This window comes from Streptomyces alboflavus, assembly GCF_000716675.1.
GTDB classification, from domain to species: Bacteria; Actinomycetota; Actinomycetes; order Streptomycetales; family Streptomycetaceae; genus Streptomyces; species Streptomyces alboflavus.
In genome coordinates, this window is record NZ_JNXT01000017.1 from 94,724 (window position 1) to 121,474 (window position 26,751).

The following is a 26,751-nucleotide window of genomic DNA, read 5'->3' on the forward strand; positions in this document are numbered from 1 at the left end:
TGCGGGCAGTGACTGTGCCCGCACGCGAGCCCCGAAGCCCGTCGTGAACGGTGGCGACGATGTGGGAACCCGCGTGTGGCCTCGGCATTTCCAGTGAGTTGAGGAGCTGTCAGGCAGCGGACGCAGCTGGCTTGCTGAGCCGATCGTCACACCGGTCCGCGGCTCGTCTGGCGGGCTACCTGGCCAGTCGGATCAGCCTGGCCGGATCCGTGATGTGGATGGCCCGGTAGGCCAGTTGGATCGCGTCGTGCTGCTCGAACTCTCTGAGGATCTTGTTCAGGGAGGGGCGGCGTACGCCGAGCATGGCCGCGAGCGTGCGCTGGGGCAGGGGCACTGTGCCGTCCTCGGCCTCCGCGAGCAGGAGGCGAGCGGTCTGCTGCGGCAGAGAGGCACCGAGCTGGGCGACGAGACGGGCCTGGCTGTGGGCGAGGCGGGCGGCGATGGAGGCGAGCCAGCGACGGGCGATGGCCGGGTGGCGGTCCAGGACTCGGGGGAAGTCGGCGGCGGGCAGGTGCAGGAACGTGCAGCTGTCCAGGGTGCGAGTGGTGTAGGGCAGGGGCATGCCGAGAAGGAGCTGGACATCACCGTCGACGTCCCCGGCGCGCAGGACGTGCACCACGGCCTGGCGAGGCCCGGTGCCGACGGTCAGTTCGGCGTGCCCCTCCCGCAGGATCCACACCCCATTCGAGGTGGCGCCCGCGGTGGTGACGGCGGAGCCGGGCCGGGCCTCGACGGGGTGCAGGACACCCGCGAGGGCGGTCAGGTCGGTGTGGTTCAGCGGTGCGTGGCGGCCACGCCCGACGCAGCGGGCGACCCAGGCTGCCTGCTTGAGGTGCTGTGCGTGTGGGCCTGTGAGTGCGGTGAGCCGAGACATGGTTGATGGGGTCGCAAAGTGGGCGGATGGTGTCATCGTGCCGACACTTCCTTCGGTTCAGCGGATGTGAGCGGGTTTCCTCGATGCCTCCTCGGTGTCGGATCGGGAGGGTGGCTGGCAGGCAGAGCACGAGGGTTGCCCGCACCGAAGTGCCGTCACTTCGCTGGGTGGTACGTCTCGTCCGGTCCGTCGGACCATTCTTCTTCGTCCGGTGAGCAGGACTCCTGCTTCCGGGTAGCGGCACGGCGGCGGTGCAGGGCCCGTGCCGCCCACCCCATCGTGAGCAGGACGAGCACGGCGGCCACGAGGGGCCAGGGGCCCAGGTCATTCAGCCACTGAGTCACGGCACCCTGCCAGCGGGTGGCGGTGCTCACCACAGGGTCGTGGTCCGCATCGCCGCGCAGCAGGCGGATCTCGTACCAGCCGTAGTAGGCAACATAAGCGCCGGCGAGGAGTATCAGTGCCCCGGAAGCGCGGCTGACATAGGGCAGAACGGCACGGATGCGGGCCAGGGCAGCCTGTCGGGACAGCGCCACGGCCAGCGTCAACGCCTCAACAATCAGGCCCATGCCTGCGGCGTACGCGAGGAACACACCTACCACCGCGGGCACGCTGCCGACGCGGAAGGCCGTGGTGGTGAGCGCGAGGAAGGGGCCGATGGTGCACGACAAAGACGCGATGGCGTACGAGATGCCGTACAGGGTCATGGAACGGGCCGAGTCGGCCGGGTTGCCGGTGGCCTGCAACTTCGGTAGGCGGACGCGCAGTTCGCGCCCGGCCAGGAGCCAGACGCCGAGGGCGATCAGGAGCAGGCCGATGGCGACGGTGGCCCAGGGCAGCCAGCGCTCCACCGACAGGGCGAGCGGCGAGACCAGCAGCGCGAAGGTGCCGAAGACCAGGACGAAGCCGCCGGTCAGCGCTGCGGTGGCTACCAGAGCCCGGACAAGGGAGCCGCGTCGGCCACCGTCTCGTGGCTGCTCGCCGCTGCCGGAGATGAACAGCGTCAAATACGCGGGCAGGAGAACGAAGCCGCAGGGGTTGACCGCGGCGAGCATCCCTGCGGTGAGTGCCAACGCATAAGGCACTCCGGTCACTTGAGAGTCAGCCGTTCGATCTCGTCCCCGAACTGCGTGGCGCCGACCGGGCCGAGGCCCACCTTGACGGTGCCGTCGTCGTTGACGAGGGCGACGGCGGGCTGGGCGGGCACGCCGAAGCGGGACCACAGGGACCCGTCGGTGTCGACGGCGTGCTGGATGCCGTCGAGGCCGGTGTCGGCGACGAACTGCTTCATGTCGGCGGTGCGGCTCTTGCCGGGAATGCCGACGAACGTGACCTTGCCCTTCCACTTGTCGGCGGCCTTGGCGATGGTCGGGGCCTCGGAGCGGCACACGTGACACCAGGGCGCCCAGAACCACAGCACGGCGTCCTTCCCAGCGAGCGAGGAGCCCTGGAACTTCTTGCCGTCGAGGGTCGTGGTGGTGAACTTCAGCTCGTCGGGTACGGGGGCAGAGGCTGCCTTGGTGGCGCCACTGCCCTGGCTGGGCGAGGCGGTCCGGCCCGGTTCGCCCGTCGCCGATTCGGCTGCGGTGGTCTTCTGCTCCGTGCTGCCGCAGCCCGCCGCCAGCAGCGCGAACGCGGCGGTGATGACCGCGGTGGTGGTACCGAAACGCCTGATGCGCATCGCAAGTCCCTTCCCAATGGGGCCGTCAGGGCCGACCGAGGGGCGGCCGGTCCTGACGGGAACCCGGTACGGGGCATAAGCGCTTCCCTCCTTGACCCGGATGAGGGATACCGGGCGGGAAACCGTCCGTGCGCTGGACTGTGCCGACCGTCGAGAGCTGGCGGCACGCCCCGGGATGGGTCCTGGAGTGGGAGCGGGGCCGGTCGTCCGGTCCGGGGGAACCTGTGACGACGCCGGTCCGGCTTCCGCCCCCGCTCCCGTGCCGTGGTGCGGGCTGGGCGCTACCGCCCGCACCACGACGTTCAGTCGCCCGCTCTACCTGCCGGGCGCCTGGGTAGAAGGGCGCAGGCAACCGTCCACACCGGAGCGATCCGGTGACCGTAGCGGTGCACCAGGAAGCCGAGCAGCGCGCCGAATCCAGCGTGTGCGAGGCCGACGGTGAGCTGGAACTTGGGCCACATGTCGGCGCCGAACTCGCCCGCACCAACCGCGTTGGGTACCGGGCTGAGCAGGAATCCGAGGGCGAGCGTGAGCCCGTACCCGGTGCCAAGGAGCGTGCCCGTGAGTCCGGCGCCCCAGCGGCGGAAGGGGAATCCGCCGATGAGCACGGCGTAGCTGATGCCGAACATCGCGCCGTTCCAGACGTGGTACATCCACCCGGCGATGTTCGATGCCGTGTCCGGGCCCCTCATGATCTGGTCGCGCAGCAGCACCCCCATGAGCATGGGGATGTCTCCGGGCATCGAGTCGAAGACGCGGAAGCCCACTTCCCGTACGAGTTCGAGCACGGCAGTGCCCGCGATGCCGCCAAGCGCGCCGAGCAGCACCGCCCGGCCCAGCCGGGGCCCCGCCACCCGCAAAGCGATCAGCGGGGCGATGACGACCGCGAGCGCGCCCGGGACGCCGACCTCGCGCACCAGATCCGGCAGCGTGCCGTAACCGCCCTGGGCGAGAGCGAACAGCAGCGCGCCCGCAGCCGTGGCCCCGGCCAGGACCACACCTGTCAGCGCCAGGTCGGCAAGGGCCCGAACGGGAGACGAGGCGACGTCCGGGGCACGGCTGCGGACCGGAGCACTACTTGACGGCACCATGGGAGATCTTCTCCGCGGCCATCTTCATCTGCTTGCCGCCGTCGGCGAGCTTCGGGTCGATGGCCGTGAACAGCGGGGCCGGGTCGTAGTAGCCGATGTGGGCCTTGCCGTCGTCGTCCGCCCAGACGTACATGCGCAGCGGGATGACCGTACCGATAGCCGGGTTCTGCTGGAAGAACATCTTGCCCTTGGCCGGGTTCCCGACGAAGTAGGCGTGCGCGCCCTTGAGGTTGAGGCCCGTGGACTTCAGCGCGCCGGCCTGGTTCAGATCGCCTAGCACCATCATCCCGCTGTCCGCCACGGACTTCTTCAGCGCGCTCTCGGTATCCGCGAACGACTTGGCGGAATCGACGGACACGAAGGAGGCCGCGACCTTCGTACCGGCCTCGGCGGAGCCGCCCGTCGCCCCTTGGGCGATCTTGTCGGCGGCCATGGCCATCTGCTTGCCGCCGTCGGCGAGTTGCTCGTCGACGGCGGTGAACATCGCGGCCGGGTCGAAGTAGCCGACGTGGCCCTTGCCGTCCTCGTCCGCCCAGACGAACATCCGGATCGGGATCTCGGTGCCGATGGCCGGGTTCTGCTGGAAGAACATCTTGCCCTTGGCCGGATTGCCGACGAAGAACGAGTGCGCCCCCTTGAGGTTGAGGCCCGTCGACTTCAACGCGCCCGCCTGGTTCAGATCGCCGAGCACCATCATCCCGCTGTCCGCCACGGACTTCTTCAGCGCGCTAACGGTGTCGTCGAACGACTTCGACGAGGCGTACGAGGTGAATGCCGTCTGCACCGCGGCGGAATCCGCTGCGGAGGACTCCTCGGAGGAGGCCGGCGGGGCGGGCGTCTTGTCGGCGTCGGCCGTGTCGGATGAGTCACTGGAGCCGCACGCCGTGGCGGTCAGAGCCACGGTGAGAGCCCCGACGGCCAGGCCCGTGTAACGGGCACGGCGGGAACGCAGTGGGCGTCGGATGAGCTTCATAGGTCAGGTCCCCTGAGTTTGTCGAGTCGCTGTCGCGGGCCGCGCGGGCCCGGGGAGGGCAGGTCTCGTGCCGCGCCCTGCCCTCCCAGCGGGCGCGGCGAGGAGGGAACCCTCTAGGCGGCGCTTTTCGTGCACGACTGTCAGCTCGCTGACAGACTTCGGCGTTTGCGCCACCGCGGCACTCGGTCGGAGGAATTTCCCTGGGCTCTGGAAAGCAGATCGATCTCGTGGGGTTACCCCTCCCGTCATATCGAGAAGGCCGATGAGGCGGGATGGAGCGGACCCGATGGGCCACCGCAGGAGTGTGACCAGGCGCAAGCTGCTGAAATCCCTGAGCGGAGCCGGCACAGGGGCGGCGCTCCTTGGCGCGGGCGGCTGGGCGGCGCACGCCGAGCTCACGGATCCCGGTGTCGCCCCCACCGAGGAGGGGGCTCCTTTGAGGGACCTGCCGGAGGTCCGCAGCCGCGGTGGACTTCTCGAGTACGAGTTGACGGTGGCCGCAGCCCGCCCGGTGGTGGGCGGGAGGCGGCTGCACCTGGACACCTACAACGGGCAGCTGCCGGGCCCGCTCCTACGCATCCGCCCCGGGGACCAGATGCGGATCCTGCTGAAGAACCGGATGCTGCCCACTGGCGTTCCGCTCAACGCGCTGCCGCCGATCTGCGCGGACAAGGCCCAGGCGCACCGGCCGCCGCACGATCATGGCCTGGTCGACGGGCTCCTGCAGTGCGTGCCCGAGGCCGTTCACGGCCTGACGTCGGGCCACACGATTCTGCAGCAGGCGATCACCACCAACCTGCACACCCATGGCCTGCAGGTTTCGCCGGAGGGCAGCGCGGACAACGTCTTCGTCCGCGTGGGCCTGCTCGGCCACCGTCAGTACGCGTACGCGATTCCGTCCGATCACCCGGCGGGACTGCATTGGTACCACCCGCATCTACACGGCTCCACCACCCACCAGGCGTGGTCGGGCCTGGCCGGGCCCATCGTCGTCGAGGGCGACATCGACGCCGTACCCGCGATCACCGAAATGCGCGAGCGGACCATCGTCATCAACGCCCTGCGCATCGACGCCAACGGGGAGAACCCAACCGCGCTAGTTCTGCCCACCGGTGGCGACGAGCCCTTCACCACCGTCCCGGCCGTGCCCTCGACGATGCTCTTCCCCCTCAACGGGCAGCTACGTCCGGTCATCTCACTCCGCCCCGGCGAGACGCAGCGCTGGCGGGTCCTGAACGCCGCCCCGCACCGCTCGATCTGGCTGCACATCGAACAGCACGCCCTGCACCAGATCGGGCAGGACGGCATCCCCTTCGCGCGAACCAAACCGGTCCGCTCGATCATGCTGTCGTCCGCCAACCGCGCCGAGTTCATCGTGCGCGGTGGCGAACCGGGCACGTACCGCATCTACGCCCGCGGCTACGACCAGGGCCACCCCGGCGGCGTGCGCCCCGACATCGAACTCGCCACCCTGCACGTCACCGGCACCCCCACAACAGGCCGCATCCCCAACCAGCTGGTGGAACCACCCCGCATCCCGAAGCTGCCCGTCGCCAGGCGCCGCACCATCACCTTCTCCGGGGACATCTCCGGCAAGTACGGGGCCGGGGTTCGGTTCCTCATCGACGACCGCCTGTTCGACCCCGACCGGATCGACCAGGAAGTGGAAGCCGGAACGGTGGAGGAGTGGCGGGTCGTCAACGAGGACGTCTTCCAGCACCCGCTGCACATCCACGTCAACCCGTTCCAGGTCGTCGACGTCAAGGGCATCCCGCGCGGAGACACCTCCTGGCAGACCGACCCGGACATCTGGTGGGACACATTCCGGGCGCCGCCCAAGGGCGAGTTCACGCTGCGGACGTACTTCCGCCCGGACACGCCCGGCAAGACGGTCTTCCACTGCCACATCCTGCCGCACGAGGACAACGGCATGATGGGCAACCTCCTCATCAACCCTCCTGGCACGCCTGGCCGCCCCTCCCACACCGGACCCGACGCCGGCGACGGCAGCGAGACCGTGCCGCCCGTCCACCCACGCGACGCCGGAGGCCGCCGATGAACGCCCGCGCCCCCGTCCTCGCTGCCGTCCTCTTGGCGGCCGCGCTCGCCGCCCCCGCCGCCGGGGCCGAGCCTCCCGTCTCCCCCGGCTCCCGGTATGCGCCCGTCCCACCACCGGCGGCCGATGTGCCCGACGACACCGGCACCCGCGACCATCCCTACCTCTTCACCCAACAGCACCGCGACAACCTCTGGTGGTGGAACGGCACTTGGCTCCCCCAGACCGTGCCGAACGGCGCCCACGTGCAGATCCAACTGCCGGGCGGCCCATCCCGATGGAAGCCGTACACCGGGCCCGGCTGCCGCACCGAAGGCACCGTCCCCGGACTGCTGTCCCTGCTCCCCGCCCGCTCCACCTACCTCGGCCAGAGCCCCACCCTGCCCAACGACGACCGCATCGACGGATACACCAACCTGCAGCGCTTCGACTACACCGTGAGCGGCCTGGGCATCGCCCGTATCTGCCTGCGCCCCGACCCTAGGCCCGCCCACCCCGAGGACATCGGTCTGCCGGACAGTGCCGCCGACCCCTATGTCCTCAGCCTGCTGGTCGGCATCCCGCAACTGTCCCTGTCCTCGCCGCTGTGAACCGGCGTCCCCCCGACTGCCGAGGGGACGAATCCCGAGGGTGCCGGGCCGAGCCGGCACTGAGCTAGACATGACTCATGCGTCCTGAACCCGGGCAGGTCCTGCACTTCTCCGAGGACCCGACGATCACCCGCTTCGTCCCCCACGTCGCCGCCACCGCGCAACAAGCCGACGCCTACGTCTGGGCCGTCGACGCCAACCGCGCGCCGGACTACTGGTTCCCGCGTGACTGCCCCCGCGCCCTGGCATGGACGCTCCCGACGACGTCCACCATCGACCGGGAGCGGATCCTGGGGCCGGGCGGCGCGAGCCGCGTCCATGCGATCGAATACGACTGGGTCGACAGGCTCCTCAGCAGCCGCCTGTTCGCCTACCGGCTGCCCGCCGCCCCGTTCCGGCCCTTCGGCGAGCCCGAACCCCACGCCATGGTCGCCACCGAATCCGTCGTCCCCCTGGGCCCGCCCGAACCCGTCGGCAACCTCCTGCACCTGCACCGCGACGCCGGCATCCAACTCCGTGTCCTGGACAACCTCTGGGGCTTCTGGGACGCGGTCACCGCGAGCACCCTCGGCTGGAGTGGCATCCGCCTGCGAAACGCGCGCCCGCGTCCGGTCGCCAAAGCCGCCCGCATACCGCCGCCCTGACCCCCTGCCGGCGTTCCGCAGAGGTGTCAACCCCCGCTCCGGAATACCCCGAACCCCCTGTCGGGTTCCCCTCCCCCGACACCGAGGAGGCGCTACGTGCCCCACACCGACCACCCCTCCCACGTCAAGATCCAGGTCTACTGGCGGCCCGGCTGCCCCTTCTGCACGCGACTGCGCCGGGGCCTGCGCCGCACCGGCCTGCAGTACGAGGCAATCGACATCTGGCAGGACGCGACCGCCGCTGCCTACGTCCGCTCCGTCAACCGCGGCGACGAGACCGTGCCGACGGTCGCGGTGGCCGGGCACGCGCTGACCAACCCCAGCGTCCGCCAAGTCCTCGACCTCGTACGCCACCATGCCCCGCAGCTGTTGCCCGCCCCGGATGCCCAGCCCGCTCGGCGGCGCCTGTGGCCCTGGCGGCGGACCGCATAGCCCCACACGCCCCAAGCCAGGAGTTCTCATGTCCGATCCCGAGCGCCGCTACAACGACCTGCGGGCTCTGTTCATCAACGCGACCCTCAAGCCGTCCCCCGAGCAGAGCCACACCCAGGGCCTCATCGACATCAGCCGCAAGATCATGGAGACGCAGGGGGTGCGGGTGGACGAGATCCGCGCCGTCGACCACGACCTCGCCCCCGGGGTCTACCCGGACATGACCGAGCACGGGGCCGCGAGCGACGAGTGGCCGGTGCTGTACTCGCGCGTCATGGACGCCGACATCCTCGTCCTCGCCGGGCCGATCTGGCTCGGCGACAACAGCTCGGTCATGAAGCAGGTCATCGAACGGCTCTACGCCTGCTCCGGCATCCTCAACGACCAAGGGCAGTACGCCTATTACGGCCGCGTCGGCGGCTGTCTGTTCACCGGCAACGAGGACGGCGCCAAGCACTGCGCCATGAACGTCCTGTACTCGCTACAACACCTCGGGTACGCCATCCCGCCGCAGGCCGACGCCGCCTGGGTCGGCGAGGCCGGACCCGGCCCCTCCTACCTCGACCCGGGCTCGGGCGGCCCGGAGAACGACTTCACCAACCGCAACACCACCTTCATGACCTGGAACCTCCTCCACCTGGCCCGCATGCTCAAGGACACGGGCGGATTCCCCGCGCACGGCAATCAGCGTTCTCAGTGGGACGCGGGCTGCCGCTTCGACTTCCCCAATCCCGAGTACCGATGACCGGCGATCGCCGAAGCGGTGAGCAACAGCAGGCTGAGCGGATAGAACACCGGGCGCAGCGGGACTGCGTACGGCAAGACGGCGGCGGCTGTGCCGGTGCCCAGGGCCAGTAGGAAGGCGGGTACACAACACGCGAAGCCGAGCAGGAGCGCGGGCAGTACACCCAGCAGCCGGGCCAGTCCGCGCGAGCGCGGGGCGCGGCAGCCCGCTTCGTCCCGCGCCACCAGCGCAAGTGCGGCATTGGCCCCGGCGAGGGCCGCCACGACGGCGCCAAGAAGCACGTTGACGGGGCTGAGGAAGAACGCGACATACGGGGTGCGCAGGGCCAGGACCGGCTCGTACAAGTAGGGCGCGCGGGCGTGGAACAGGCGGTCCGAGGCCGCCTGCGCGAAGGGCATGCCAGCCCAGCGGCCGGACGGCGAGAAGGCCAGATCGCCGATCGCCGTGAGATGCACCGCCAGCAGGACGGCCGCCACGATCATCGCCGCCCGCCGCCGACGCCGTACCGACAGGGCGCTGCGCAGCCGGGAGGGGGTGGCCGCCACGGCGTGGAACCCCGCGTCCCACGCGTCCCCGACCCTGGACAGGGCGGCCACCACCCGGCTCACGGCAGGACCTTGGTGTTTGGGTGGAAGGCGAACCATGCGAACCACATCGCATCGAATGCGTCCACATCATCCCCCGCCTCGGTCACCAAGCGGGCCGTGCCGAGCGCATGGTCCCAGCGCACCCGCACCATCTGCCCGCCGAGTTCGGTTCGCACTGATCCCTCGCGCTTGATCCGCTCCTTGCCGATCGCCAGGTGATGCTGGGCGCGCCGGAGGCCCAGAACCACGTCCTTGTCGGCGAAGCGCCGGTCCTCATCCCGTTCAAGGACAGGGAAGATAGGGCCGCCGCCCGCGTAGTAGCCGCGGTTGTGCGGATAGGAGCCATAGGGGTCGCTGCCGTAGTCCCGCAGATGCCCAGTGTCCGTCGACAGCACTCGTGTCGACGGGTGCGCGGTGCGCCACGCCTTCCACGTGGCCCAGTGAAGGGGTGTGGTGACAAGCCGCTGTCCCTTACGCGGCCCGGCGATGGCAGTGCCGGTCAGCTGTGGCCAGGTCGAACCGGTCTGCCGGTCGTACATCAGCAGGTTGGAGTTGACCAAGTTTCCGGTGGTGCCGAAGGTCAGCGCGGCATGGTCCGGCGGGCCGGTGAAGGCAATGGCGGTGCCGGTCAGGGGACAGTAGGTAAGGGTGAGCGGGGTGCCGTCGTCCGCTGTGTCGTTGACGATCTCGTGCCAGACGAGCACCAACTGCGGGTATGCGCGCGGCCGTTCGCCGCCTGCCGCCTCCAGGCCGAAGACAGGCTGGTCGTCGGAGAGGAATGCGGCGGACTCGGCCGCAACGAAGCGGGGCCTGTCGACGGCAGGGATGCCGTCCTTGCCTGGGCCACCGGAGACGACGCTCGCGGCCAGTCGTTCCAGTGGGTCTGCTCCGCCCCCGGCATCCGGCGCCCCGGCCGGGGTCGAGCCACCGCCCGAGTCCTTCGCCAGCTCACGCACACCCAGGACGCCGCCGGCCGCGAGTGCGGCCAAGCCGCCGATCACCCCCACACCCTTCAACGCCTGCCGCCTGCTCGGCGGCACGGTCCGCCTGGCCGGTATGCCCGGCTGCTCGTCCATGGCGCACCATCCCGGATCCGGTGAGGAGCCAATGACACACCGGAAACCCGGAAGACGACTTGGTCCCTTCCCTCGTTTTCAAGACCCTTTCGCGGACGGCGCCCGGCCCTCGCCAGCATGACGCGCGGGCCCAGCCGACTGACTCCGACCATCGTGCGAAGGGGCGGGCAGCAGCAGGGTGCCCGCCGCCGTGAGGGCCAGGGAGCCGCCAACGGCGAGCAACGCCAATTGATAGCTGCCACTGGCATCTCTCAGATACCCGGTGATGTAAGGGCCCGCGAAGCTGGCCAGACTGGCCGTCGCGTTCACCCCGGCTACCGCCAGCGCGGCACGCGGTCCCGCAAGGTGTGCGGTGCACTGACTCCAGAACGCCGGCACGGCCGCGAAGATCCCCCCGAGCGCCACGCTCACCCACATCAACAGCAGCGTCCGCGAGTCCGTCACCTGAGCGGCGCAGACGGCTGCGACCGAGGCGGCCAGGGCGGGCCCCGCGATGTGCGCGGGGCGGGCACCCACCCGGTCACAGCGCAGACTCCAGACGAGTATCGCCACGCCCGCCACGGTGTACGGGCACGCGGCGACCGCGCTCGCGGCCAGGGCTCCACCGCCCCACGCCAAGGGAGCGACGACGATCTGCGGCAGGAAGAACTGCAGGGCGTACAGGGCGAAGTACAGCCCCGCGTACACCGCGGCGAACATGATGGCCACGCGCCGTCCGCCGTCGCGCGAGTGCGCCGACGGAGCCATCACCCGCGCGCTCCGTCAAGCGCCGTCGGCCTCTTCGTCCGGGGGCGGCTCCTCAAGCAGCGCGGCGCCGAAGTCACGCAAGCGATGCAAGGTCAGTTCATCGGGCTGCTGCCGGCGGGCAAGGGCGTTCTTGATCTCCTCGTAGAGGGTGGCCTCCAGGCCGCAACGACGACAGTCCTCCAGATGGGCGGCCACCCGGCGGGCGGTGACCTCGTCGGTCTCGCCGTCCAGGTAGGACTGCAGAACGCGGGCCACCTGCAGGCAGTTCATGTTCCGCTCCGAGCGGGGACGGCGGCTCCAGGGTGCTCTGCTCACATCAGACCTCGCTTCGGTGCCAGTCCGGCCGCGGTCAGCCGAGCCCTTATGCGTTTGCGCGCCCGGTGCAGACGGCTCATCACGGTTCCTTCCGGTACGTCGAGGATCCGGGCGGCCTCGGCGTAGGTCAGGCCGTCGATGTCGACGAGCTGCACCACGGTTCGGTGCTTGACGGGCAGTGCCGACAGCGCCTCGTCGACCACCGAGTCGAACGCTTCCCCGACCACGACTTCTTCCGCGGAGCCCTGAGTGCCGGTGGTACTGAGCCGGTCCAGGTCCGCGTCCGGGTCGTCGAGGAGGTGTGGTCTGCGGCGGCGGTGCCGATTCATCTCGGCCCGGCGCATGATGGTCAGCAGCCAAGCCCGCGGATGTTCGCCGTCGAACCGGTCGATGGCCCGGTAGGCGCGCAGCAGTGTGTCCTGCACCAGGTCCTCCGCGTCGGCGGGCTGCGCGGTCAGCGTCATCGCGACGCGCAGCAGCACCTCGACCTCGGGCAGCACGTAGGCGGCGAACGCTTTGCCCCGCGGGTCCGCTGGATCCGGCGGACCGGTGATTTGGTCTTCCACACCTCAGAAACCCGGCGATCGGCCCGGCGCATTCCATGGAATGGCGCACACCGCGGCGCGGGTTCCCGGTGCATGAAGAAGCTGCGCTTTCCGGGGCCCCGGCAGCTGTGGGCCGACTGCTGTGAGCGAGTACGGCACCTGCGACTGCGCGGTTCCCTGGAGGCGTACGCGGACGGAGAGCTGACCGGCGCCCGCCGAGCCCAGCTGGCCGCGCATGTCGCCCGCTGTTGGGTGTGCAGCGGATCTCTTCAAACGCTGCGCCTGGTCAAGGCATCGCTGCGGACCAGCCCACGACGACACCCGCAGTCACTGGGTGCGGTCCGCATACTCCGGTACGCCGAGCAGATGGCCGCCGTCCACCACCCCCAGGGAGCACATCGGACCGGGCGACGCCCACGGAGGAGGCGCAGTGATGAAGCCACGTCGTGAGCCCACCCGCGGCACCGGTCATCCGAACACAGGCCGTCTCGCCACGGTGGCGATCATGTCGCTGCTGGTGGGGCGCTGTGCAGGCCCGCTCCTTGTGTCCGCCGTCGGCGTCGGCATCACTGGCAGGCTGCTCGGAAACTGGTGGCTCGTCACGGTGGCCGCCGTGGTCGCACTGGCGGCCGTCGGCCATGTATTGCTCTGCCGGACGCGCAGGTTGCGCGGCACAGCAAGCCCCGATGACTGCTGCCCGACTCTCTCGTTGCACGGTGAGGCGGACCGAACCAGTCCCACGAGCACGAGGAGTGGGTGACGGGCCGCATTGACATCGCGCGGAGAGGCCCGGGGCTGCAGCTCATCGGCCGTCGCGGGTCATCGCCGAGCACCGGCGCCTCAACACCCGTGCGTTGCGGGACTTCGCGCTCGCGTGAACAGTGACGCCATTGGTCGCAGGTCGTGGCGGCGGGGGTGTTCCTCCTGACCCGATGACCGGACGCACGGGGTCCGGGCGATCGGCGGCGCCCGGACCCCGGTGCGTGCTGGTCAGCAGCAGGCGGACCCGCTGTCCCCCGCCACCATGCTCTCAGCGGGCGCGCACGGGAACAGGCCGAAGTGCGTGGACTTGTCACCGGTGACGGTGAAGTGGGGCGCGTAGCGGGTGGTGGAGAGCATGTCGGCGGTATTGCCGCACACCAGCATCGGCTTGCCCGTGTGGAAGCGATGATGGTCGTCCAGGTCGAAGGCGTGCGGGTGCTCGGCGAGCGTGCCGCGGTAGACGGCGACTTCCCCGAAGTCCTCGCAGCGGTCCTCCAGGGCGAGCTTGAAGGCCCGGATGGTGCGGGAGGCAAACCGCGCGAAGCCGATCTTGCGCTCGACGTCCGGGCTGCTCAGCGTGATGGGCGCGCTCGCCACTGTGCGGGCGTCGGCGCAGCCGGAGTCGGCGATGATGCGGCGGAAGTCCTCGGTGTAGAGGGCGCCGGCCAGGCACTCACCGACCAACATCGGGTCTTCCAGGAGCGCGGCGGGCAGGCGACGGTCGGCGAAGACGTCGGAGAAGTACAGCTCGCCGCCGGGTTTGAGGACCCGGAAGATCTCGGCGAAGACGCGTGGCTTGTCGGGCGACAGGTTCATTACACAGTTGGAGACCACCAGGTCCACGGACGCGTCCGGGATGCCGGCGGCTGCCAGGTCTTCGATGTAGCCGTGGCGGAAGTCGGTGTTGGCGTACCCGAAGCGCTCGGCGTGCCAGTCCTGGTGGCGGCGGGCCACCGCCAGCTGTTCATCGGTCATGTCGACGCCGATGACCCTTCCGGTGGGACCGACGAGCTGGGAGAGCACGTACGCATCGCGGCCGGTGCCGCAGCCCAGGTCCAGAACGGTGGCGCCCTCCAGTGCAGACGGGATGGGCGAACCACAGCCGTAGAAGCGGTCCTTGACCTCGTCGTGGACCTTCGAGAGCGCCGCGGCGATGTGCGCGGGCGGCGCCTCGGCGGTACAACAGGCCGAAGTCTTGAGGTCCTTGGAGGAGGACAGCACCTTGCCGTAGTAGTCCTTGACCGCGTCTTCCAACGACACCCCGGGCTTCGTAGGTGCGTGGCTGAGCTGGGATACGTCGACCGTCATCTCTCTCCCCTGGGATGTGGCTCTCCCGCACCGGCGTCGGACCAGCGCCGTGCATCGGTGCGTGTGCGAGACGGGAACCCGCCCCGCCAAGGACAGCATTCCCTCGGGCCGTGTCAGGGTCACCCGGAAGCACTGGCGATCGGGCGTTCGGCGATGACGCGGCGCAGCGGCAGTTCGATGCGGCGGCCCGGTCGTGCCCAGGCGGCCAGCGCGCGCTTGGCCGCCTGGGCACGGTGCGGGGTGAGACGTGGCAGGTACAGGCCGTCGACCAGCAAGGCGGTGGCCTCGGGAGTGTCGAGGCGCAGCGTGAAGACCCGGTGCTCGTCAGCACGCACGGCAAAGCCTAATTCCCCCAGCAGGGCGGCCAGTTGGTCGCGGGCCTGCGGATTGGGCCAGGGCTGGTGGACGGCCCGTAGGGCCGTCATGACCCTGATCCAGGCCAGCGCCCCGGACGGGGTGAGTCCGCTCTGGGAGGGGACCAGGACGGCAAGCGTGCCCCCGGGCCGGAGGACGCGCCGGATCTCGTCGAGTACGCGCGGCAGCGGGGTGAGGACGGGCAGGCACATCGACGCGCAGACCGCGCCCACGGTGCCGGAACGCAGGGGCAGTGCGTCGGCGGACGCCCGGATCAGTGGCAGTCGGCCACGGCGGGCGGCCTCGGCCAGTTCACCCGCCGAGGAGTCGACACCGACCCATGGGGTGTCCGGGAGCAGCGCCCGAGTGGGCGCGGAGCCGCAGGCCAGGTCCACCACGATGCCGTCCGTGGTATGCAGGGGCTCGGCCAGCCACGCGTACGGAAGGGGTTCGGCCAGCGTCAGGAGTTGCTCGGTGATGCCCGCGTGAGTGTCGTGGTAGTGCCCCAGGAAGCGGCGCCACTGCTGTTCGTCCACTCCTGCATCCTTCCGCGTCCCGTCTCGCGAGTCCCGGTTCCAGGCTTCCGACCCGGGCTGGACTCCGCCGACACGGGGAACCCGGGCGGCCTTTAGTTCCCTTCCATCTGGGGACACACCGGGCACGCGGCATGGCCTCGCGGGCCGCCGAGCCGAAACTCTCTACGGGAGAGGGAAGGTTTGGCGGTACTCGCCGGGTTCCCTGTCCGCCGAACCCGCGCCGGGGCCCCGCCCGCCGGCGCATCGATGTCGAGCACGGGAATGAGACCGCACGATGAGCAAGGGGCATCCCCGACACGCCGAGGCCCATTTTGACCTGGTGGTGATCGGCGGGGGCAGCGCCGGGCTGACCGCGGCCCGCACAGCGGGGCGGCTTGGCGCCCGGACCTTGCTGGTCGAGCGGGAGCGCCTGGGCGGTGACTGCCTGTGGACCGGGTGCGTGCCCAGCAAGGCGTTGCTGCACGTGGCAGCCGAGGTACAGGCGGCGCGCAACGCCGCCCGCTACGGGCTGATCGCTCCGAGCGGTCCGGCTGACCTGGCTGCCGCCATGACGCACGTGAAGCGGGCGATCGGGGCGATCGAACCGCACGACTCCGCCGATTCCCTGCACTCCTTGGGCATCGAAGTAGCCTATGGAGGCGCCGAGTTCACCTCGCCGCGCACGCTGCGGGTCAGGAATGGGGTCTCCCCTGCTCGAGCTGGTTCGAGAGCTTGGGGAAGCGAGGTCGCCTTCCGGTTCGCGCTGATCGCCACCGGTTCGGCGCCCGTCCTCGTGCCCGTACCGGGGCTCGCCGAGGCCCGGCCGCTCACCAGTGACACCGTCTGGGATCTGGACGCCCTCCCGGACCGGCTCGTCGTGTTGGGCGGCGGCCCGATCGGTTGCGAGCTGGGGCAGGCGTTCGCCCGGCTCGGCTCCACCGTGACGGTGGTCGAGGCGATGGAACGGTTGCTGCCCCACGAGGAGCCCCGCGCCTCACAGATCGTCCGCGAGAGGCTCGAGGCGGAGGGCGTCACCGTCCTGACCGGCCACCGTGCCGAGAAGGTTGCCGACGGCGCGCTGCACGGCCCGACCGGTGCCGTGGCGTTCGACGCACTCCTTGCTGTCACCGGGCGCCGTGCCAACACCGCGGGGCTCGGCCTTGAGGTGGCCGGTGTGGAGGTGGCCGAGCACGGCGAGGTCCGGGTGGACGATCGGCTGCGCACCTCCAACCCCCGGATCTACGCCGCCGGGGATGTAACCGGGAAATCCGCCTTCACGCACCTGGGCGGAGTGCAGGGCGGCGCGGCGGCCGTGGACGCACTGCTCGGGGTACGCCGCCGCATCGACTACGGCGCGGCGCCTTGGGTGACGTACACCGATCCCGAAGTCGCCCGGGTCGGCGCGGTGTCCGCGGACGGGGCACGCACTCTCACTTTGGCGCACGACCGGGTGGACCGCGCCGTGGCAGACGGCCGCACAGACGGCTTCACTTCGCTGGTCCTTGACCGGCGTGGGCGGATCGTCGGGGCGACGGTGGTGGCGCCGCGGGCCGGGGAGACGATCGCCCATCTGGCTGCCGCGGTCCGCTTGGGCTGGACGCCGTCGCAGTACGCCAAGACCGTGCATCCGTACCCCAGTTACACCGATGGTCCCTGGCACGCGGCGCTCACCGGCGTCTACGCCCGACTCGCCGAGACCCGCAAGGTCACCGGCGCGCTGATGGGGCTGCGGCGGAGGGGGCGGTCGTGATCCTGCGGCTGATCCTCGGAGCGCTGCTGGTGGCGATGGCGCTCGGCCAGCTCGTCTCGTTCGGCTCGATGACCGCGATCCTCGACGCGTACGGAGTCACCAGCGGCACGGCCTCCACGGCATTGGCGGTGGTGCTGATCGCGGGTGAGCTGGTGGCCGGGCTGTGGCTGCTGGTCCTGCCGGGCTCGAAAGCGCTCGCCCCGGCGTGGGTCTATCTCGGTGTGGCGGCGCTGTGGGCGCTGCTTGCCGGTCAGGCGTACGCGCGTGGGCTCACGGTCGACAACTGCGGCTGTTTCGGTACGTACCTCGCGCAGCCGCTGCGTTGGTTCGTCCTGGTCGAGGACGCGCTGATGCTGCTGTACGGGTGGCTGCTGCTGCGTGCTTCACGCAGGCCGAAGCGGAAGCCACCCCCTCGCCTCCGGGCACCGGAAGGTGTGCACGAGTGACCGTGGCCGAGCATCGCACGAGGGACGGAGAGAGCTGATGGGGTTGCCGGCGTGGCTGCGGGCCGTGGAGCGGGCGACGCGGCCGTACGATCCGGAGTTTGTCGCCGCGATGGAACGGCGGTGGGCCGAGTTGCCCGAGGTCGCCCGGACGCCAGGACAGATCATCGGGCGGCATGGCGTGGGCTGCGAGGGCACCCATGGTGTCTTCCCCAAGTGCAATCTGAAGTGCACGCCCTGCTACCACTCGCGCGACGCCAACCAGGTCCGGGTCGACGGCCCGCACACGCGCGAGCAAGTCGCCGCGCAGATGGGCCTGTTGCGCGAACTGCGCGGTCCACGGGCCCATACGCAGCTGATCGGCGGCGAGGTGAGCCTGCTGCCGCCCGATGACCACGCCGCGACCCTCGCGATCATGCGGGAGCAGGGGCGGGAGCCGATGAGCTTCACGCACGGCGACTTCGACTACGACTATCTGCGGCGCCTCGCGCTCGGCCCTGACGGTCGGCGGCGGTTTGCCCGGCTGTCGTTCGCCGCGCACTTCGACAAGTTCATGTACGGCAGGCGCGGCATCGAACGGCCCTCCAGCGAGCGGGCGTTGAACCCGTACCGGGCCCGGTTCGCCGCGATGTTCGCAAGGCTGCGGCGCGAGCTGGGCGTCCGGTCCTTCCTTGCCCACAACATGACGGTCACGCCCGGCAATCTGGATGAGGTCGCCGCTGTCATCCGCGACTGCCATGCCATGGGGTACGGCATGTTCTCCTTCCAGCCCGCCGCCTTCCTCGGCGACGAGCGGCGCTGGAAGGAGCACTACCGCGAGGCGAGTCCGGACGCGGTGTGGCAGCAGATCGAGCGCGGCGCGGGCAGTCGGCTCGATTACGACGTGTTCCACAACGGTGACGTGCGCTGCAACCGCACCGCCTACGGCTTCTACGTGGGCAGCCACTGGTTCCCCTTCCTCGACGGCTCCGACCCACGCGACCTTGCCGTGCGCGATGCGTTTTTCCGCTATCTAGGCAAGGTGAGTTTCACGGGTACCCCGCCCGCGCTGCTCGTGGCGAAGCTGCTGCGGATCGTGGCCCGGCACCCCACGACGGTGGCCTTCGCGGGGTCGTGGCTGGCCCGCACAGTGCGCCGGGTCGGCCTTGGCCGTCTCCTGCGCCACCGCTTCCGGGTACGGCCGGTCACCTTCGTGATGCATCTGTTCATGGACGCCGAACAGGTCACCCCTGCCTGGGAGTTGACACAGCGCGGCGAGACCAGCGACGACCCGAAGGTACGCGAGACCCAGGAACGCCTCGCGGCCTGCCAATACTCCATGGCCCACCCGGAGGACGGCACCCTGGTCCCGGCCTGCGTCCAGCACGCGGTGCTCGACCCGGCCGAAAACGCGGCGCTGCGCAAGCTGCTGCCCATCGTCGAAGTCCGCACCACCAGCGCACGGAATTCATGAACGCTCAGGAGCCGGAACACCACGGCCGCAGGGGAGGAACAGGGATGCGCATCGGCGTCATCACAGGATCAGGCAGCTATGACTGGCCGCACCTGGAGGACGGGCCCCGGCGGACCGTGACCACAGAGCACGGCGCCGTGACCGTCGCCGAGGGGCGGGTGAAGGGCGTGGAGATCGTGCAGCTGTCCCGGCACGGGGAAGGCCATCTGCGGCTCTCACACCAGGTCGACCACAAGGCCAACCTCGCCGCGCTGCGGGCGCTGAACGTGGACGCCGTCATCGCGCTCACCGTGTGCGGAGCCGTCGACCGGGCGGCCGCCCCTGGCTCGCTCGTCGTCTTCGATGACCTGTACTTCCCGTCCAACCGGCTGCCCGACGGCTCCCCTTGCACGTGGTATGACACCCCGGGTGCCGTCGGCCGCGGTCACTGGATCTTCGACCGGCCGTTCTGCGAACCGCTGCGCCGTGCTCTGATCACTGCCGCGCAGGACAGCGGCGTGCCCGTGGTGGAGAGCGGTGTGTACGGGCATGTGGACGGGCCGCGCTTCAACAGCCGGACCGAGATCGCCGCACTCGCCGCGGCCGGGGTCACTGCGGTCAGCCAGACAGCGGGCCCCGAGGTCGTGCTGGCCGGTGAGGCCGAACTGCCGCTGGCCCTGGTCGGATTCATCACCGACTACGCCAACGGGATCGCGCCGGAGCCCGAACCGGTCGAGGCTCTCCTGGAGCGGATGGCCGCGAGCAAGCGCATCTTCGCGGACCTGGTGGCAGGAGTGGTGCCTGCCCTCGGTGCGCTGCCTCCGACCGGCCTCGTCCACCGGTTCGGCGCATGAGGTCGGCGAGCACCGCGGCCGTGCTGGTGATGGCCAAGGCCCCGCGGCCGGGCACGGTCAAGACCCGCCTGCACCCCCTGCTCGGCCCGCAGCGGTGCGCCGTCCTGCAGGCCGCCCTGATCCGCCACACCGTCGAGACGACCACGGCGGCCGGCCTGCACACCTACCTCGCCTACGCCGCTGACGACACCCCGGCCGCGTACGACTTGTGTCCTGCCCCGCCCGCCGGGGTGCGGGTTCTCCGCCAGCGCGGCACGGATCTCGGGCAGCGGATGACGGCGGCGGTCGCGGACGTCTTCACCGACGGCGCGGGACCGCTCGTGGTGATCGGCACTGACGCGCCGACCCTGACCGGTGACGACCTGTACGCCGCCTTCGAGGCACTCACCGGCGCCGACGTCGTACTCGGCCCTGCGCTCGACGGCGGCTACTACCTCGTCGGCATGCACCAGCCACGCCCCGTGCTTTTTGGGATCGACCCGGCCCTGTGGAGCACGGACAAGGTCCTGGCCGCCACGCTGGCCCAGGCCCGCAGCGTCAGGCTGCACCCCAGCCTGCTCGCGCCGCTGCGGGACCTGGACACCCCTGATGACGCGAGGGCGCTGCGCGCCGATCCGCTCCTGCCGGCCCGTATCGCGTCCCTGCTCGGCCCGTTGGAGACGGCATGAAGGTGTCGATCGTCGTTCCCGTCCTCAACGAGGAAGCCACCGTACAGACGGCGCTGGCCCGGCTGTGCCGCGACTTCCCCGACTGCGAACTCGTCGTCGTGGACGGCGGCTCCACCGACGCCACCGTCGAACTCGCCACCCCGCACGCGAAAGTGGTGCACAGCCCGCGCGGCCGGGCGGTGCAGATGAACACCGGGGCCGCGCACTGCACGGGCGAAGTGCTGTGGTTCATCCACGCCGACACCCACGTCGCCCCGGACGCCCTCGCTCAGATCCGCGCTGCCCTCGCCGACCCCAAGGTGGTCGGCGGCGGCCTGACGCTGCGCTTCGACCGGTGCGGCGCGGGCCTGAACTATCTCGCGTACACGTCCAACGCCCGCGCCCGCCGCCTCCACCACATCTTCGGCGACCAAGCCATGTTCATCCGCCGCGACGTCTTCGACGCCCTCGGCGGCTTCCCCGACCTGGCCATCATGGAGGACCTGGAGATGTCCCGGCGGCTGCACCGCCGCGGCCGCCTGACCGTCCTGCCCGCCGCCTCCACCGCCTCCGCACGCCGCCTGGTCGCTCACGGCGTATGGCGAATGATCGTCTTCATGCAGTACCTGAAGCTGCTGTACTTCGCGGGCGTCGACCCCGAAACCATCCGCCGCCGCTATGCCGCGGGCCCCCGCCTGCCCCGGATCAGACACAGCCGGCCCACACCGGGCCGCCCCTGAACACCCCCTCCCCCACCCGGACTCACGAAAGACACCTCTGACCATGCGGATCGCAGTGTGCGGCGGCCCCTACGGCAACCCCTACGCTCTTGAGTCGTCTATCGCCGACGCCCGTGCCCGCGGTGCCGAGCGGATGTTCTGCCTCGGTGACCTCGGTGGCTTCGGCGCCGAAGTGGACGCCCTGTGGCCCCTGTTGACCGACAACGACATCGAGTGCGTCGCCGGAAACTACGACGTCGCCATCGCCCGCGGTGACACCGACTGCGGCTGCGGCTACCGCGACGCGAAGGACAACGAGTACGCCCAGCTCATCTACGACCACACCCTCGCCACAACCAGCCGCGCCTTCGCGTCCTGGATGGGCCGGCTGCCCACCGAGCGCCGCGAGACGATCTCCGGCCGGGACGTACACATGGTGCACGGCTCCACCCTCGCCCTGAACGACTTCTGGTGGGAGTCCCTGCCCGACGACCAGCACCGGGCTCGCGTGGCTGCCTCCGGGGCGGACGTCGTCCTGTGCACCCATAGCGGCCTGCCCTGGCAGCGTCGCATCGACGACACCCTCGTCGTCAACGTCGGCGTACTCGGCAAACCCGCCAACGACGGGACACGGGAGGTCTGGTACGCGCTCCTCGACCTCGACGCCGGACAGGCCACGGCCGAGCTGATCCCGCTCGCGTATGACTGGCAGGCCCAGGCCGCCTCCATGCGTGCGGCCCGCCTGCCCGGGGTCTTCGTGGAGACGATCGAGACCGGTTGGTGGACGACCTGTCTGGAGATTCTGCCACCGCGTGAACGCTCCCGGGGCCGCTTCCACCTCTATCGCTCCACCCACCCCACCGCCTTCCGACCGGCCGACGACGGCTGGGGCGAGGCGAGCGGCCACGCGCTGGAGGGGGACCGGCCGGTGGTGCCGCTGTTCGGCAGCCCGTACTTCCCTTCCCGGCTGTGGCTGTACACCAATTTCCACTGCAACCTGGCCTGCGACTACTGCGCCGTCGCCTCCTCCCCCAAGGCAACACCGCGCACCCTGCCCGCCGACACATTCCGTGCCCTCGTCGACGAGGCTGCCGCAAGCGGCTTCACGGAGCTGTACGTCACCGGCGGCGAGCCGTTCCTCCACCCCGAGATCGTCGCCCTACTCGACCACGCCTCCGCCCAGCTGCCCACCGTCGTCCTGACCAACGCGATGCTGCTGCGCGGCCGTCGCGCGCACGGGCTCGCCGCCCTCGCCGACCGCAAGCTCACCGTCCAGACCTCGCTGGACGGCGCCACACCCCACGCCCACGATCTGCACCGCGGCGCCGGGTCCTGGCAGCGCACGCTCGACGGCATCGGCCACCTCATCGAGATGGGCCTGCCGCCCCGCGTCGCCCTGACCGAAACCCCGGACAACACCACCGAGATCTCCGCCACCGCCGCGCTCCTGGGCCAACTCGGCCTCCCGGAGGACCATTTCGCCGTACGTCCGCTGCTACGCCGCGGCTTCTCCGATACCGGCGTCGAGATCGGCGAGAACACCTCCATCCCCGAACTCACTGTCAGCGCCGACGGCCTCCACTGGCACCCCGCCGGGGCCGACCGCACCACCAGCCCGGACCTGCACCTCGCTCCTGCTGGAACACCATTGGAGCGGGGCCAGCAGTTGGTGACCGAGCGCTTCTTCACCGCCCGGCTCACTGACGGGAGCCTGCCCCGCCCCGTCCACTGCGCCATCTGAACCGCCCGCGCCGCAGCACAGGGAGGAACCCCAATGCCCCGCACCCCGCATGTCGCGATCCTCGGTGCCGGCCCCGTCGGCCTGGACGCCGCACTCGCCTGCGTCGACGCCGGATGGCCCTTCACCGTCTACGAGGCCGGACAGACGGCCGGAAGCCATGTGCAAGCCTGGGGCCACGTACGGCTGTTCACTCCATGGGATCTCAACCTCTCCCAACGGATGCGGGCGCACCTGGGCGAGATTCCCCAGGACGGCAGTTGCCCCACCGGCCACGAACTGGTGAGCCGGCTCCTGCACCCGCTGGCCCAGCTCCCCGCGGTGGCAAACCGTTTCCGTCACGGCACCCGCGTCACCGCCATCGCCCGCGCCGGCCTCCTCAAACACGAACAGATCGGCACCGAAGCCCGCGCCGCCGCCCCCTTCACCCTGCTCCTCGACACCCCTGACGGCGAGGACACCGCGGAGGCGACCCTCGTCCTGGACTGCACCGGCACCTACTCCCACCCCAACACCCTCGGCGACGGCGGCATCCCCTCCCCTGGCGAGCGCACCCTCGGCCACCGCATCACCCGAACCCTCCCCGCCACCGACGACCCCGGCCGCTGGGCGGGCACCGTCCTGCTCGTCGGCGCCGGCAAGTCCGCCCAGACCGCGGCCCGCGACCTGGGCGCGCTTCCCGACACCCGGCTCGAATGGGTAGTACGCAACCCGGCCCCCGACTGGGGCGCCATCGAGAACGACACACTCCCCGGCCGCCAGGAACTCGTCGACTCCTCCAAGGAGTTGACCGACGGAGCCAACCCCCGCGTCACCGTCCACACCGGTGCCCGCGTCCAGGCCCTGCACACCGACGGCGATCACATCCGGGCTCGCCTCACCACCTCCGGCGACCCGCGCGACGTCCTGGTCGACCACGTCGTCTCGCTCACCGGTTACACCGGCGACCCGGCCCTCTACCGCCAGCTCCAGGTCCACGAGTGCTACGCCACCGGCGCCCCCATGAACCTCTCCGCCGCCCTGCTCGCCGCCTCCGGAGCAGGCGCCGACTGCCTTACCCAGCCCGCTCCCGGCATCGCGCAACTCCGCACCCCCGAATCCGACTTCTACATCCTGGGCGCCAAGTCCTACGGCCGCCTCAACACCTTCCTCCTCCGCACCGGCTACGAACAGGTTGACGCGGTCATCAGCGCCTACACCTGATACTCACTCCCCGTTCGACCGCGAGGTCAGCTGCCTCGCTCACGCGCCAGGGCCGCGAGCGCCTGGTCCAGCAGGCAGCTCACGATCTCCTTGCGGCGCCATGACAGGGTGTCGACGACGAGCTCGGGCGGCACCAGCCGTCGGAATACCGTCTCGTGCCTCGGCCGCCAGGGATCGAGGGTGACCCGCGCCCACCAGCGCGTCTGGTAGTGACTGGTTGGACCTGCTGGCGCCTGGGGGTCCCAGACATGCTGGCAGGCCAGGTAGCCGTACTCCGTCACCCGGGCGCATGCCTCCTCGGCGACTTCACGGACCAGGGCCTCGACGGGGCGTTCTCCCGATTCGATCTGGCCGCCGGGGAGATTCCAGAAGCCGTCATCGGTGGCCACGAGGACTACAAGTCCCGTGGCCGTGAAGCACAATCCGTACGCCTGGCTGACGAGCCCCTCGGGCGGATACCAGCCCGGCGCCATCAGCGTGAACGTGGCGGGGCGGTCGACGTCGTCAACAGGCTGCGGCGAGACACGGGAGTCGACGGGTCCACCCGAATCAGCACGGCGAACGTGGCCGCGCCCGCCATCCCCGCCGTTCGCATCGTCGATCTCAGCCATGCCGCTGTCCCTTCGCTCACCTCATAGCCCGCGTCAGGCGGCAAAGTGCTGCCGTCTTACCCGCTGGTACGTATCTGCGCTCACATACGTGTACCGCGCACGGCTCCTAGCGTGATCGGCGTCAGCATCATTCGTGCATTCGTGCATTCGTGCAGAAGGGCGCACTGCCATGACCACCGCACACGCTTCCCCACAGCATCGCGCCGCCACGGCGATTCCGGCCCATGCCATGTTCGGCGCGGCCGGTGGCATCGTCGGCGGCGTCGCCTTCGGCATCATGATGCAGGTCTGGGACATGATGCCCATGATCGCGATGCTGGTGGACTCCACCTCCACCGCAGTCGCCTGGGTCGTCCACCTGGCGATCTCCGCGTTCGTCGGCATCACCTTCGCCCTGCTGGCCGGCCACCGGGCCGCGAAGATGATGCCAGCAGCCGCCTTGGGCCTCGCCTACGGCGCCATCTGGTGGGTGCTCGGCGCTCTGTGGCTGATGCCCGCCAAGCTCTCCATGCCGGTCTTCGAAGTCAACGAGATGGCGTGGAAGTCCTTCGCCGGACACCTTGTCTACGGCCTGCTCCTGGGCCTGGCGTACTCCTGCATCCACCAGGTCATGCACCGCGACGGCACCCGCTCCGCCTCGTCATGACCACCGCCGACCGGCCGTCCCCACTCCCCCCGGGGATGGCCGACCCCACTGGAGTGACCGAGGATGTCGCGACGTCAGATGACATCCCCGGTGGCGGGCCCATCCCCTACTGTCTGGTCAACGGCGTCGGCGCGCTCGCCGAACCCCCTTGGGGTGCCGGGCCGCCGCCCTGGGCGCCGGGACGACGCGAGGAGAGGGCCCGCATGGCCGAGCACGTGGGAGAGGCCGATACAACCTGGTGCCTGGCCGAGGTCGACATCTTCTGCGACCTGAGCGAGGCAGAGATGGCCGCCATCGCGGACGCGGCTCCGATGAAGAGCTACCGGGCGGGCGAGATGCTGTACGTGCCGTCCCAGCCGTGCGAGGTGCTGTTCATCCTCAAACGCGGTCGCGTCCGCGTCTTCCGGGTCTCCGCCGACGGCCGCGCCCTAACCACCGCGATCATCGCTCCGGGCACCATCTTCGGTGAGATGGTGCTGCTCGGGCAGCGGATGTACGGCAACTACGCGGAGGCCCTCGACGACGTGACCGTGTGTGTGATGAGCCGCGACGAAGTTGACCGGCTCCTGCTCACCGACCCGCGCATCGCGGTGAGGATCACCGCGATCCTCGGCCGCCGTCTCGCCGACCTTGAACAGCGCCTGTCCGACAGCGTGTTCAAGTCCGCCGCACAGCGGGTCGCCACCACTCTGATCACCCTGACGCCTTCAGAGGCCCCGCCGCGCGCCCTGCGCCCGATGAGCGGGCACCCACAGATCTCCCTCACCCACGAGCAGCTGGCCACCCTCGCGGGGACCTCGCGCGAGACAGCCACCAAAGCGCTGCGCGACTTCGCCGACCGTGGCCTGCTGCGGCTCGGACGCGGCAAGGTCACCGTCCTCGAGCGGGACCGCCTGCGCGACGAGGCCGGTTGACGGTGCTCACCAGGAGCGGCGTCTGCCGGCTGGCGCACAGATCCGTCCATAGGCCGGTCAGGATTCGATGAGCCCGCACACCGCTGCGGGGTGATCGGCGGCATCCGCCGTGCTGGTGGCCTGCAACTCGTCGCGCAAGGCGAGGAGTTGTCCGACTATGGCGTCGATCTCCTCGATCCGCTCCGTCAGTAGCTGCCGCACCAGGTCGCACGGCTGGCGCTCACTCTCCTGTCGGGCTCGCAGGATGCGGGTGATGACGTCAAGGCCGAGGCCGAGGGCCCGCGCCCGTCGGATGAACACGGCGGTCCCCACCGTGTCGGGAGCAAAGAGTTGATAGCCCGAGTGGGTGTGCCCGGCCACGGCCAGCAGCCCTCTACCCGTCCACACCCGCAGTGCCTTGCGGGTGACCCCCGCCGCCGTGGCGACCTGGCCGATGGTCATCAGCTCCGTCCGGCTGACCGTTGCCACCGCTTCTCACCTCCTCGCGTGTCCAGTGTTG

At 70.3% G+C, this 26,751-nt stretch carries 30 protein-coding genes; 16 read left to right on the top strand and 14 right to left on the bottom strand.

Annotation, left to right across the window (positions count from 1 at the left end; genetic code table 11):
• Positions 1-175 precede the first annotated feature (175 nt).
• From OO63_RS14840 to OO63_RS14860, 5 genes are all read right to left on the bottom strand, one after another.
• Positions 176-874, bottom strand: a complete 699-nt coding sequence (locus OO63_RS14840; protein ID WP_030359251.1) for a Crp/Fnr family transcriptional regulator — start codon at positions 872-874, stop codon at positions 176-178.
• Positions 875-1,029: 155 nt separating this feature from the next.
• Entirely contained in the window at positions 1,030-1,947 is a 918-nt protein-coding gene (locus OO63_RS14845) for a cytochrome c biogenesis CcdA family protein (protein ID WP_199819500.1), read from the bottom strand.
• 17 nt (positions 1,948-1,964) lie between these two features.
• Positions 1,965-2,555, bottom strand: coding sequence for a TlpA family protein disulfide reductase (locus tag OO63_RS14850; protein ID WP_030359249.1), 591 nt, complete (start codon positions 2,553-2,555; stop codon positions 1,965-1,967).
• Positions 2,556-2,857: 302 nt separating this feature from the next.
• Complete coding sequence (locus OO63_RS14855; RefSeq protein WP_169786614.1) at positions 2,858-3,646, bottom strand: hypothetical protein; 789 nt, start codon at positions 3,644-3,646, stop codon at positions 2,858-2,860.
• Complete coding sequence (locus OO63_RS14860; protein ID WP_031192226.1) at positions 3,630-4,619, bottom strand: DUF302 domain-containing protein; 990 nt, start codon at positions 4,617-4,619, stop codon at positions 3,630-3,632. Before OO63_RS14860 ends, OO63_RS14855 begins: the two co-directional genes overlap by 17 nt.
• A gap of 304 nt (positions 4,620-4,923) precedes the next feature.
• Between OO63_RS14860 and OO63_RS14865 the strand changes: the two genes are divergently transcribed.
• From OO63_RS14865 to OO63_RS14885, 5 genes are all read left to right on the top strand, one after another.
• Positions 4,924-6,678, top strand: a complete 1,755-nt coding sequence (locus OO63_RS14865; RefSeq protein WP_051834879.1) for a multicopper oxidase family protein — start codon at positions 4,924-4,926, stop codon at positions 6,676-6,678.
• Entirely contained in the window at positions 6,675-7,265 is a 591-nt protein-coding gene (locus OO63_RS14870; protein WP_030359245.1) for a hypothetical protein, read from the top strand. The genes OO63_RS14865 and OO63_RS14870 overlap by 4 nt, the downstream gene beginning before the upstream one ends.
• Positions 7,266-7,342: 77 nt before the next feature.
• Positions 7,343-7,909: a DUF6886 family protein gene (locus OO63_RS14875; RefSeq protein WP_030359244.1), complete on the top strand. Its 567-nt coding sequence runs from the start codon at positions 7,343-7,345 to the stop codon at positions 7,907-7,909.
• Positions 7,910-8,005: 96 nt separating this feature from the next.
• Complete coding sequence (locus OO63_RS14880; RefSeq protein WP_030359243.1) at positions 8,006-8,341, top strand: mycoredoxin; 336 nt, start codon at positions 8,006-8,008, stop codon at positions 8,339-8,341.
• Positions 8,342-8,369: 28 nt separating this feature from the next.
• Positions 8,370-9,086, top strand: coding sequence for a flavodoxin family protein (locus OO63_RS14885; RefSeq protein ID WP_030359242.1), 717 nt, complete (start codon positions 8,370-8,372; stop codon positions 9,084-9,086).
• Here the strand turns inward: OO63_RS14885 and OO63_RS14890 are convergent.
• From OO63_RS14890 to OO63_RS14910, 5 genes are all read right to left on the bottom strand, one after another.
• A complete protein-coding gene (locus tag OO63_RS14890) occupies positions 9,035-9,694 on the bottom strand; it encodes a hypothetical protein (RefSeq protein WP_051810871.1) in 660 nt (219 codons plus the stop codon). The genes OO63_RS14885 and OO63_RS14890 overlap by 52 nt on opposite strands.
• Complete coding sequence (locus tag OO63_RS14895; RefSeq protein ID WP_051810872.1) at positions 9,691-10,749, bottom strand: DUF3179 domain-containing protein; 1,059 nt, start codon at positions 10,747-10,749, stop codon at positions 9,691-9,693. The genes OO63_RS14890 and OO63_RS14895 overlap by 4 nt, the downstream gene beginning before the upstream one ends.
• A 78-nt stretch (positions 10,750-10,827) precedes the next feature.
• On the bottom strand, positions 10,828-11,448 hold the full coding sequence (locus OO63_RS14900) for an MFS transporter (RefSeq protein WP_234311222.1): 621 nt from the start codon (positions 11,446-11,448) through the stop codon (positions 10,828-10,830).
• Between the two features lie 63 nt (positions 11,449-11,511).
• On the bottom strand, positions 11,512-11,766 hold the full coding sequence (locus tag OO63_RS14905; protein ID WP_030359238.1) for an anti-sigma factor family protein: 255 nt from the start codon (positions 11,764-11,766) through the stop codon (positions 11,512-11,514).
• A 41-nt stretch (positions 11,767-11,807) separates the two neighbouring features.
• Positions 11,808-12,377: an RNA polymerase sigma factor gene (locus tag OO63_RS14910; protein ID WP_234311216.1), complete on the bottom strand. Its 570-nt coding sequence runs from the start codon at positions 12,375-12,377 to the stop codon at positions 11,808-11,810.
• Positions 12,378-12,449: 72 nt separating this feature from the next.
• Between OO63_RS14910 and OO63_RS43470 the strand changes: the two genes are divergently transcribed.
• Positions 12,450-12,806: an anti-sigma factor family protein gene (locus OO63_RS43470; protein ID WP_106983377.1), complete on the top strand. Its 357-nt coding sequence runs from the start codon at positions 12,450-12,452 to the stop codon at positions 12,804-12,806.
• A gap of 540 nt (positions 12,807-13,346) precedes the next feature.
• Here the strand turns inward: OO63_RS43470 and OO63_RS14915 are convergent.
• Together OO63_RS14915 and OO63_RS14920 are read right to left on the bottom strand one after the other, a co-directional pair.
• Positions 13,347-14,426 carry a methyltransferase domain-containing protein gene (locus OO63_RS14915; protein ID WP_051810874.1) on the bottom strand — a complete coding sequence of 360 codons (1,080 nt, stop codon included), beginning with the start codon at positions 14,424-14,426 and terminating at the stop codon, positions 13,347-13,349.
• Between the two features lie 119 nt (positions 14,427-14,545).
• Complete coding sequence (locus tag OO63_RS14920) at positions 14,546-15,316, bottom strand: class I SAM-dependent methyltransferase (RefSeq protein ID WP_033264144.1); 771 nt, start codon at positions 15,314-15,316, stop codon at positions 14,546-14,548.
• A gap of 274 nt (positions 15,317-15,590) precedes the next feature.
• On the opposite strand from OO63_RS14920, the gene OO63_RS14925 reads away from it, so the two are divergent.
• Genes OO63_RS14925 through OO63_RS14965 form a run of 8 tightly spaced genes read left to right on the top strand, consistent with a single transcriptional unit; the run spans position 15,591 to position 24,081 of the window.
• The gene (locus OO63_RS14925; protein WP_051810875.1) at positions 15,591-17,045 is read left to right on the top strand and encodes a dihydrolipoyl dehydrogenase family protein; all 1,455 of its coding nucleotides are present in this window, start codon (positions 15,591-15,593) and stop codon (positions 17,043-17,045) included.
• Positions 17,042-17,491 (top strand): MauE/DoxX family redox-associated membrane protein, encoded by a 450-nt coding sequence (locus OO63_RS14930; RefSeq protein ID WP_051810876.1) that lies wholly within the window; start codon positions 17,042-17,044, stop codon positions 17,489-17,491. The genes OO63_RS14925 and OO63_RS14930 overlap by 4 nt, the downstream gene beginning before the upstream one ends.
• A 37-nt stretch (positions 17,492-17,528) precedes the next feature.
• Complete coding sequence (locus OO63_RS14935; protein ID WP_030359232.1) at positions 17,529-18,941, top strand: hypothetical protein; 1,413 nt, start codon at positions 17,529-17,531, stop codon at positions 18,939-18,941.
• 44 nt (positions 18,942-18,985) lie between these two features.
• Positions 18,986-19,774: an MTAP family purine nucleoside phosphorylase gene (locus OO63_RS14940; protein ID WP_030359231.1), complete on the top strand. Its 789-nt coding sequence runs from the start codon at positions 18,986-18,988 to the stop codon at positions 19,772-19,774.
• Complete coding sequence (locus tag OO63_RS14945) at positions 19,771-20,442, top strand: TIGR04282 family arsenosugar biosynthesis glycosyltransferase (protein WP_030359230.1); 672 nt, start codon at positions 19,771-19,773, stop codon at positions 20,440-20,442. Before OO63_RS14940 ends, OO63_RS14945 begins: the two co-directional genes overlap by 4 nt.
• Positions 20,439-21,161 (top strand): TIGR04283 family arsenosugar biosynthesis glycosyltransferase, encoded by a 723-nt coding sequence (locus OO63_RS14950; RefSeq protein ID WP_030359229.1) that lies wholly within the window; start codon positions 20,439-20,441, stop codon positions 21,159-21,161. The genes OO63_RS14945 and OO63_RS14950 overlap by 4 nt, the downstream gene beginning before the upstream one ends.
• A 43-nt stretch (positions 21,162-21,204) precedes the next feature.
• A complete protein-coding gene (locus tag OO63_RS45400; RefSeq protein ID WP_051834878.1) occupies positions 21,205-22,881 on the top strand; it encodes a radical SAM protein in 1,677 nt (558 codons plus the stop codon).
• A 33-nt stretch (positions 22,882-22,914) separates the two neighbouring features.
• Positions 22,915-24,081 carry an NAD(P)/FAD-dependent oxidoreductase gene (locus OO63_RS14965; RefSeq protein ID WP_030359228.1) on the top strand — a complete coding sequence of 389 codons (1,167 nt, stop codon included), beginning with the start codon at positions 22,915-22,917 and terminating at the stop codon, positions 24,079-24,081.
• Positions 24,082-24,107: 26 nt separating this feature from the next.
• Here OO63_RS14965 and OO63_RS42215 read toward each other — a convergent pair whose 3' ends face one another.
• A complete protein-coding gene (locus tag OO63_RS42215) occupies positions 24,108-24,692 on the bottom strand; it encodes an NUDIX hydrolase (RefSeq protein ID WP_051810879.1) in 585 nt (194 codons plus the stop codon).
• Between the two features lie 169 nt (positions 24,693-24,861).
• On the opposite strand from OO63_RS42215, the gene OO63_RS14975 reads away from it, so the two are divergent.
• A complete protein-coding gene (locus OO63_RS14975) occupies positions 24,862-25,338 on the top strand; it encodes a hypothetical protein (protein ID WP_030359226.1) in 477 nt (158 codons plus the stop codon).
• A 203-nt stretch (positions 25,339-25,541) separates the two neighbouring features.
• Complete coding sequence (locus OO63_RS14980; protein WP_234311215.1) at positions 25,542-26,252, top strand: Crp/Fnr family transcriptional regulator; 711 nt, start codon at positions 25,542-25,544, stop codon at positions 26,250-26,252.
• A gap of 57 nt (positions 26,253-26,309) precedes the next feature.
• Here the strand turns inward: OO63_RS14980 and OO63_RS14985 are convergent, their stop codons facing one another.
• The gene (locus tag OO63_RS14985; RefSeq protein WP_031192235.1) at positions 26,310-26,720 is read right to left on the bottom strand and encodes a MerR family DNA-binding protein; all 411 of its coding nucleotides are present in this window, start codon (positions 26,718-26,720) and stop codon (positions 26,310-26,312) included.
• Between the last annotated feature and the right edge of the window lie 31 nt (positions 26,721-26,751).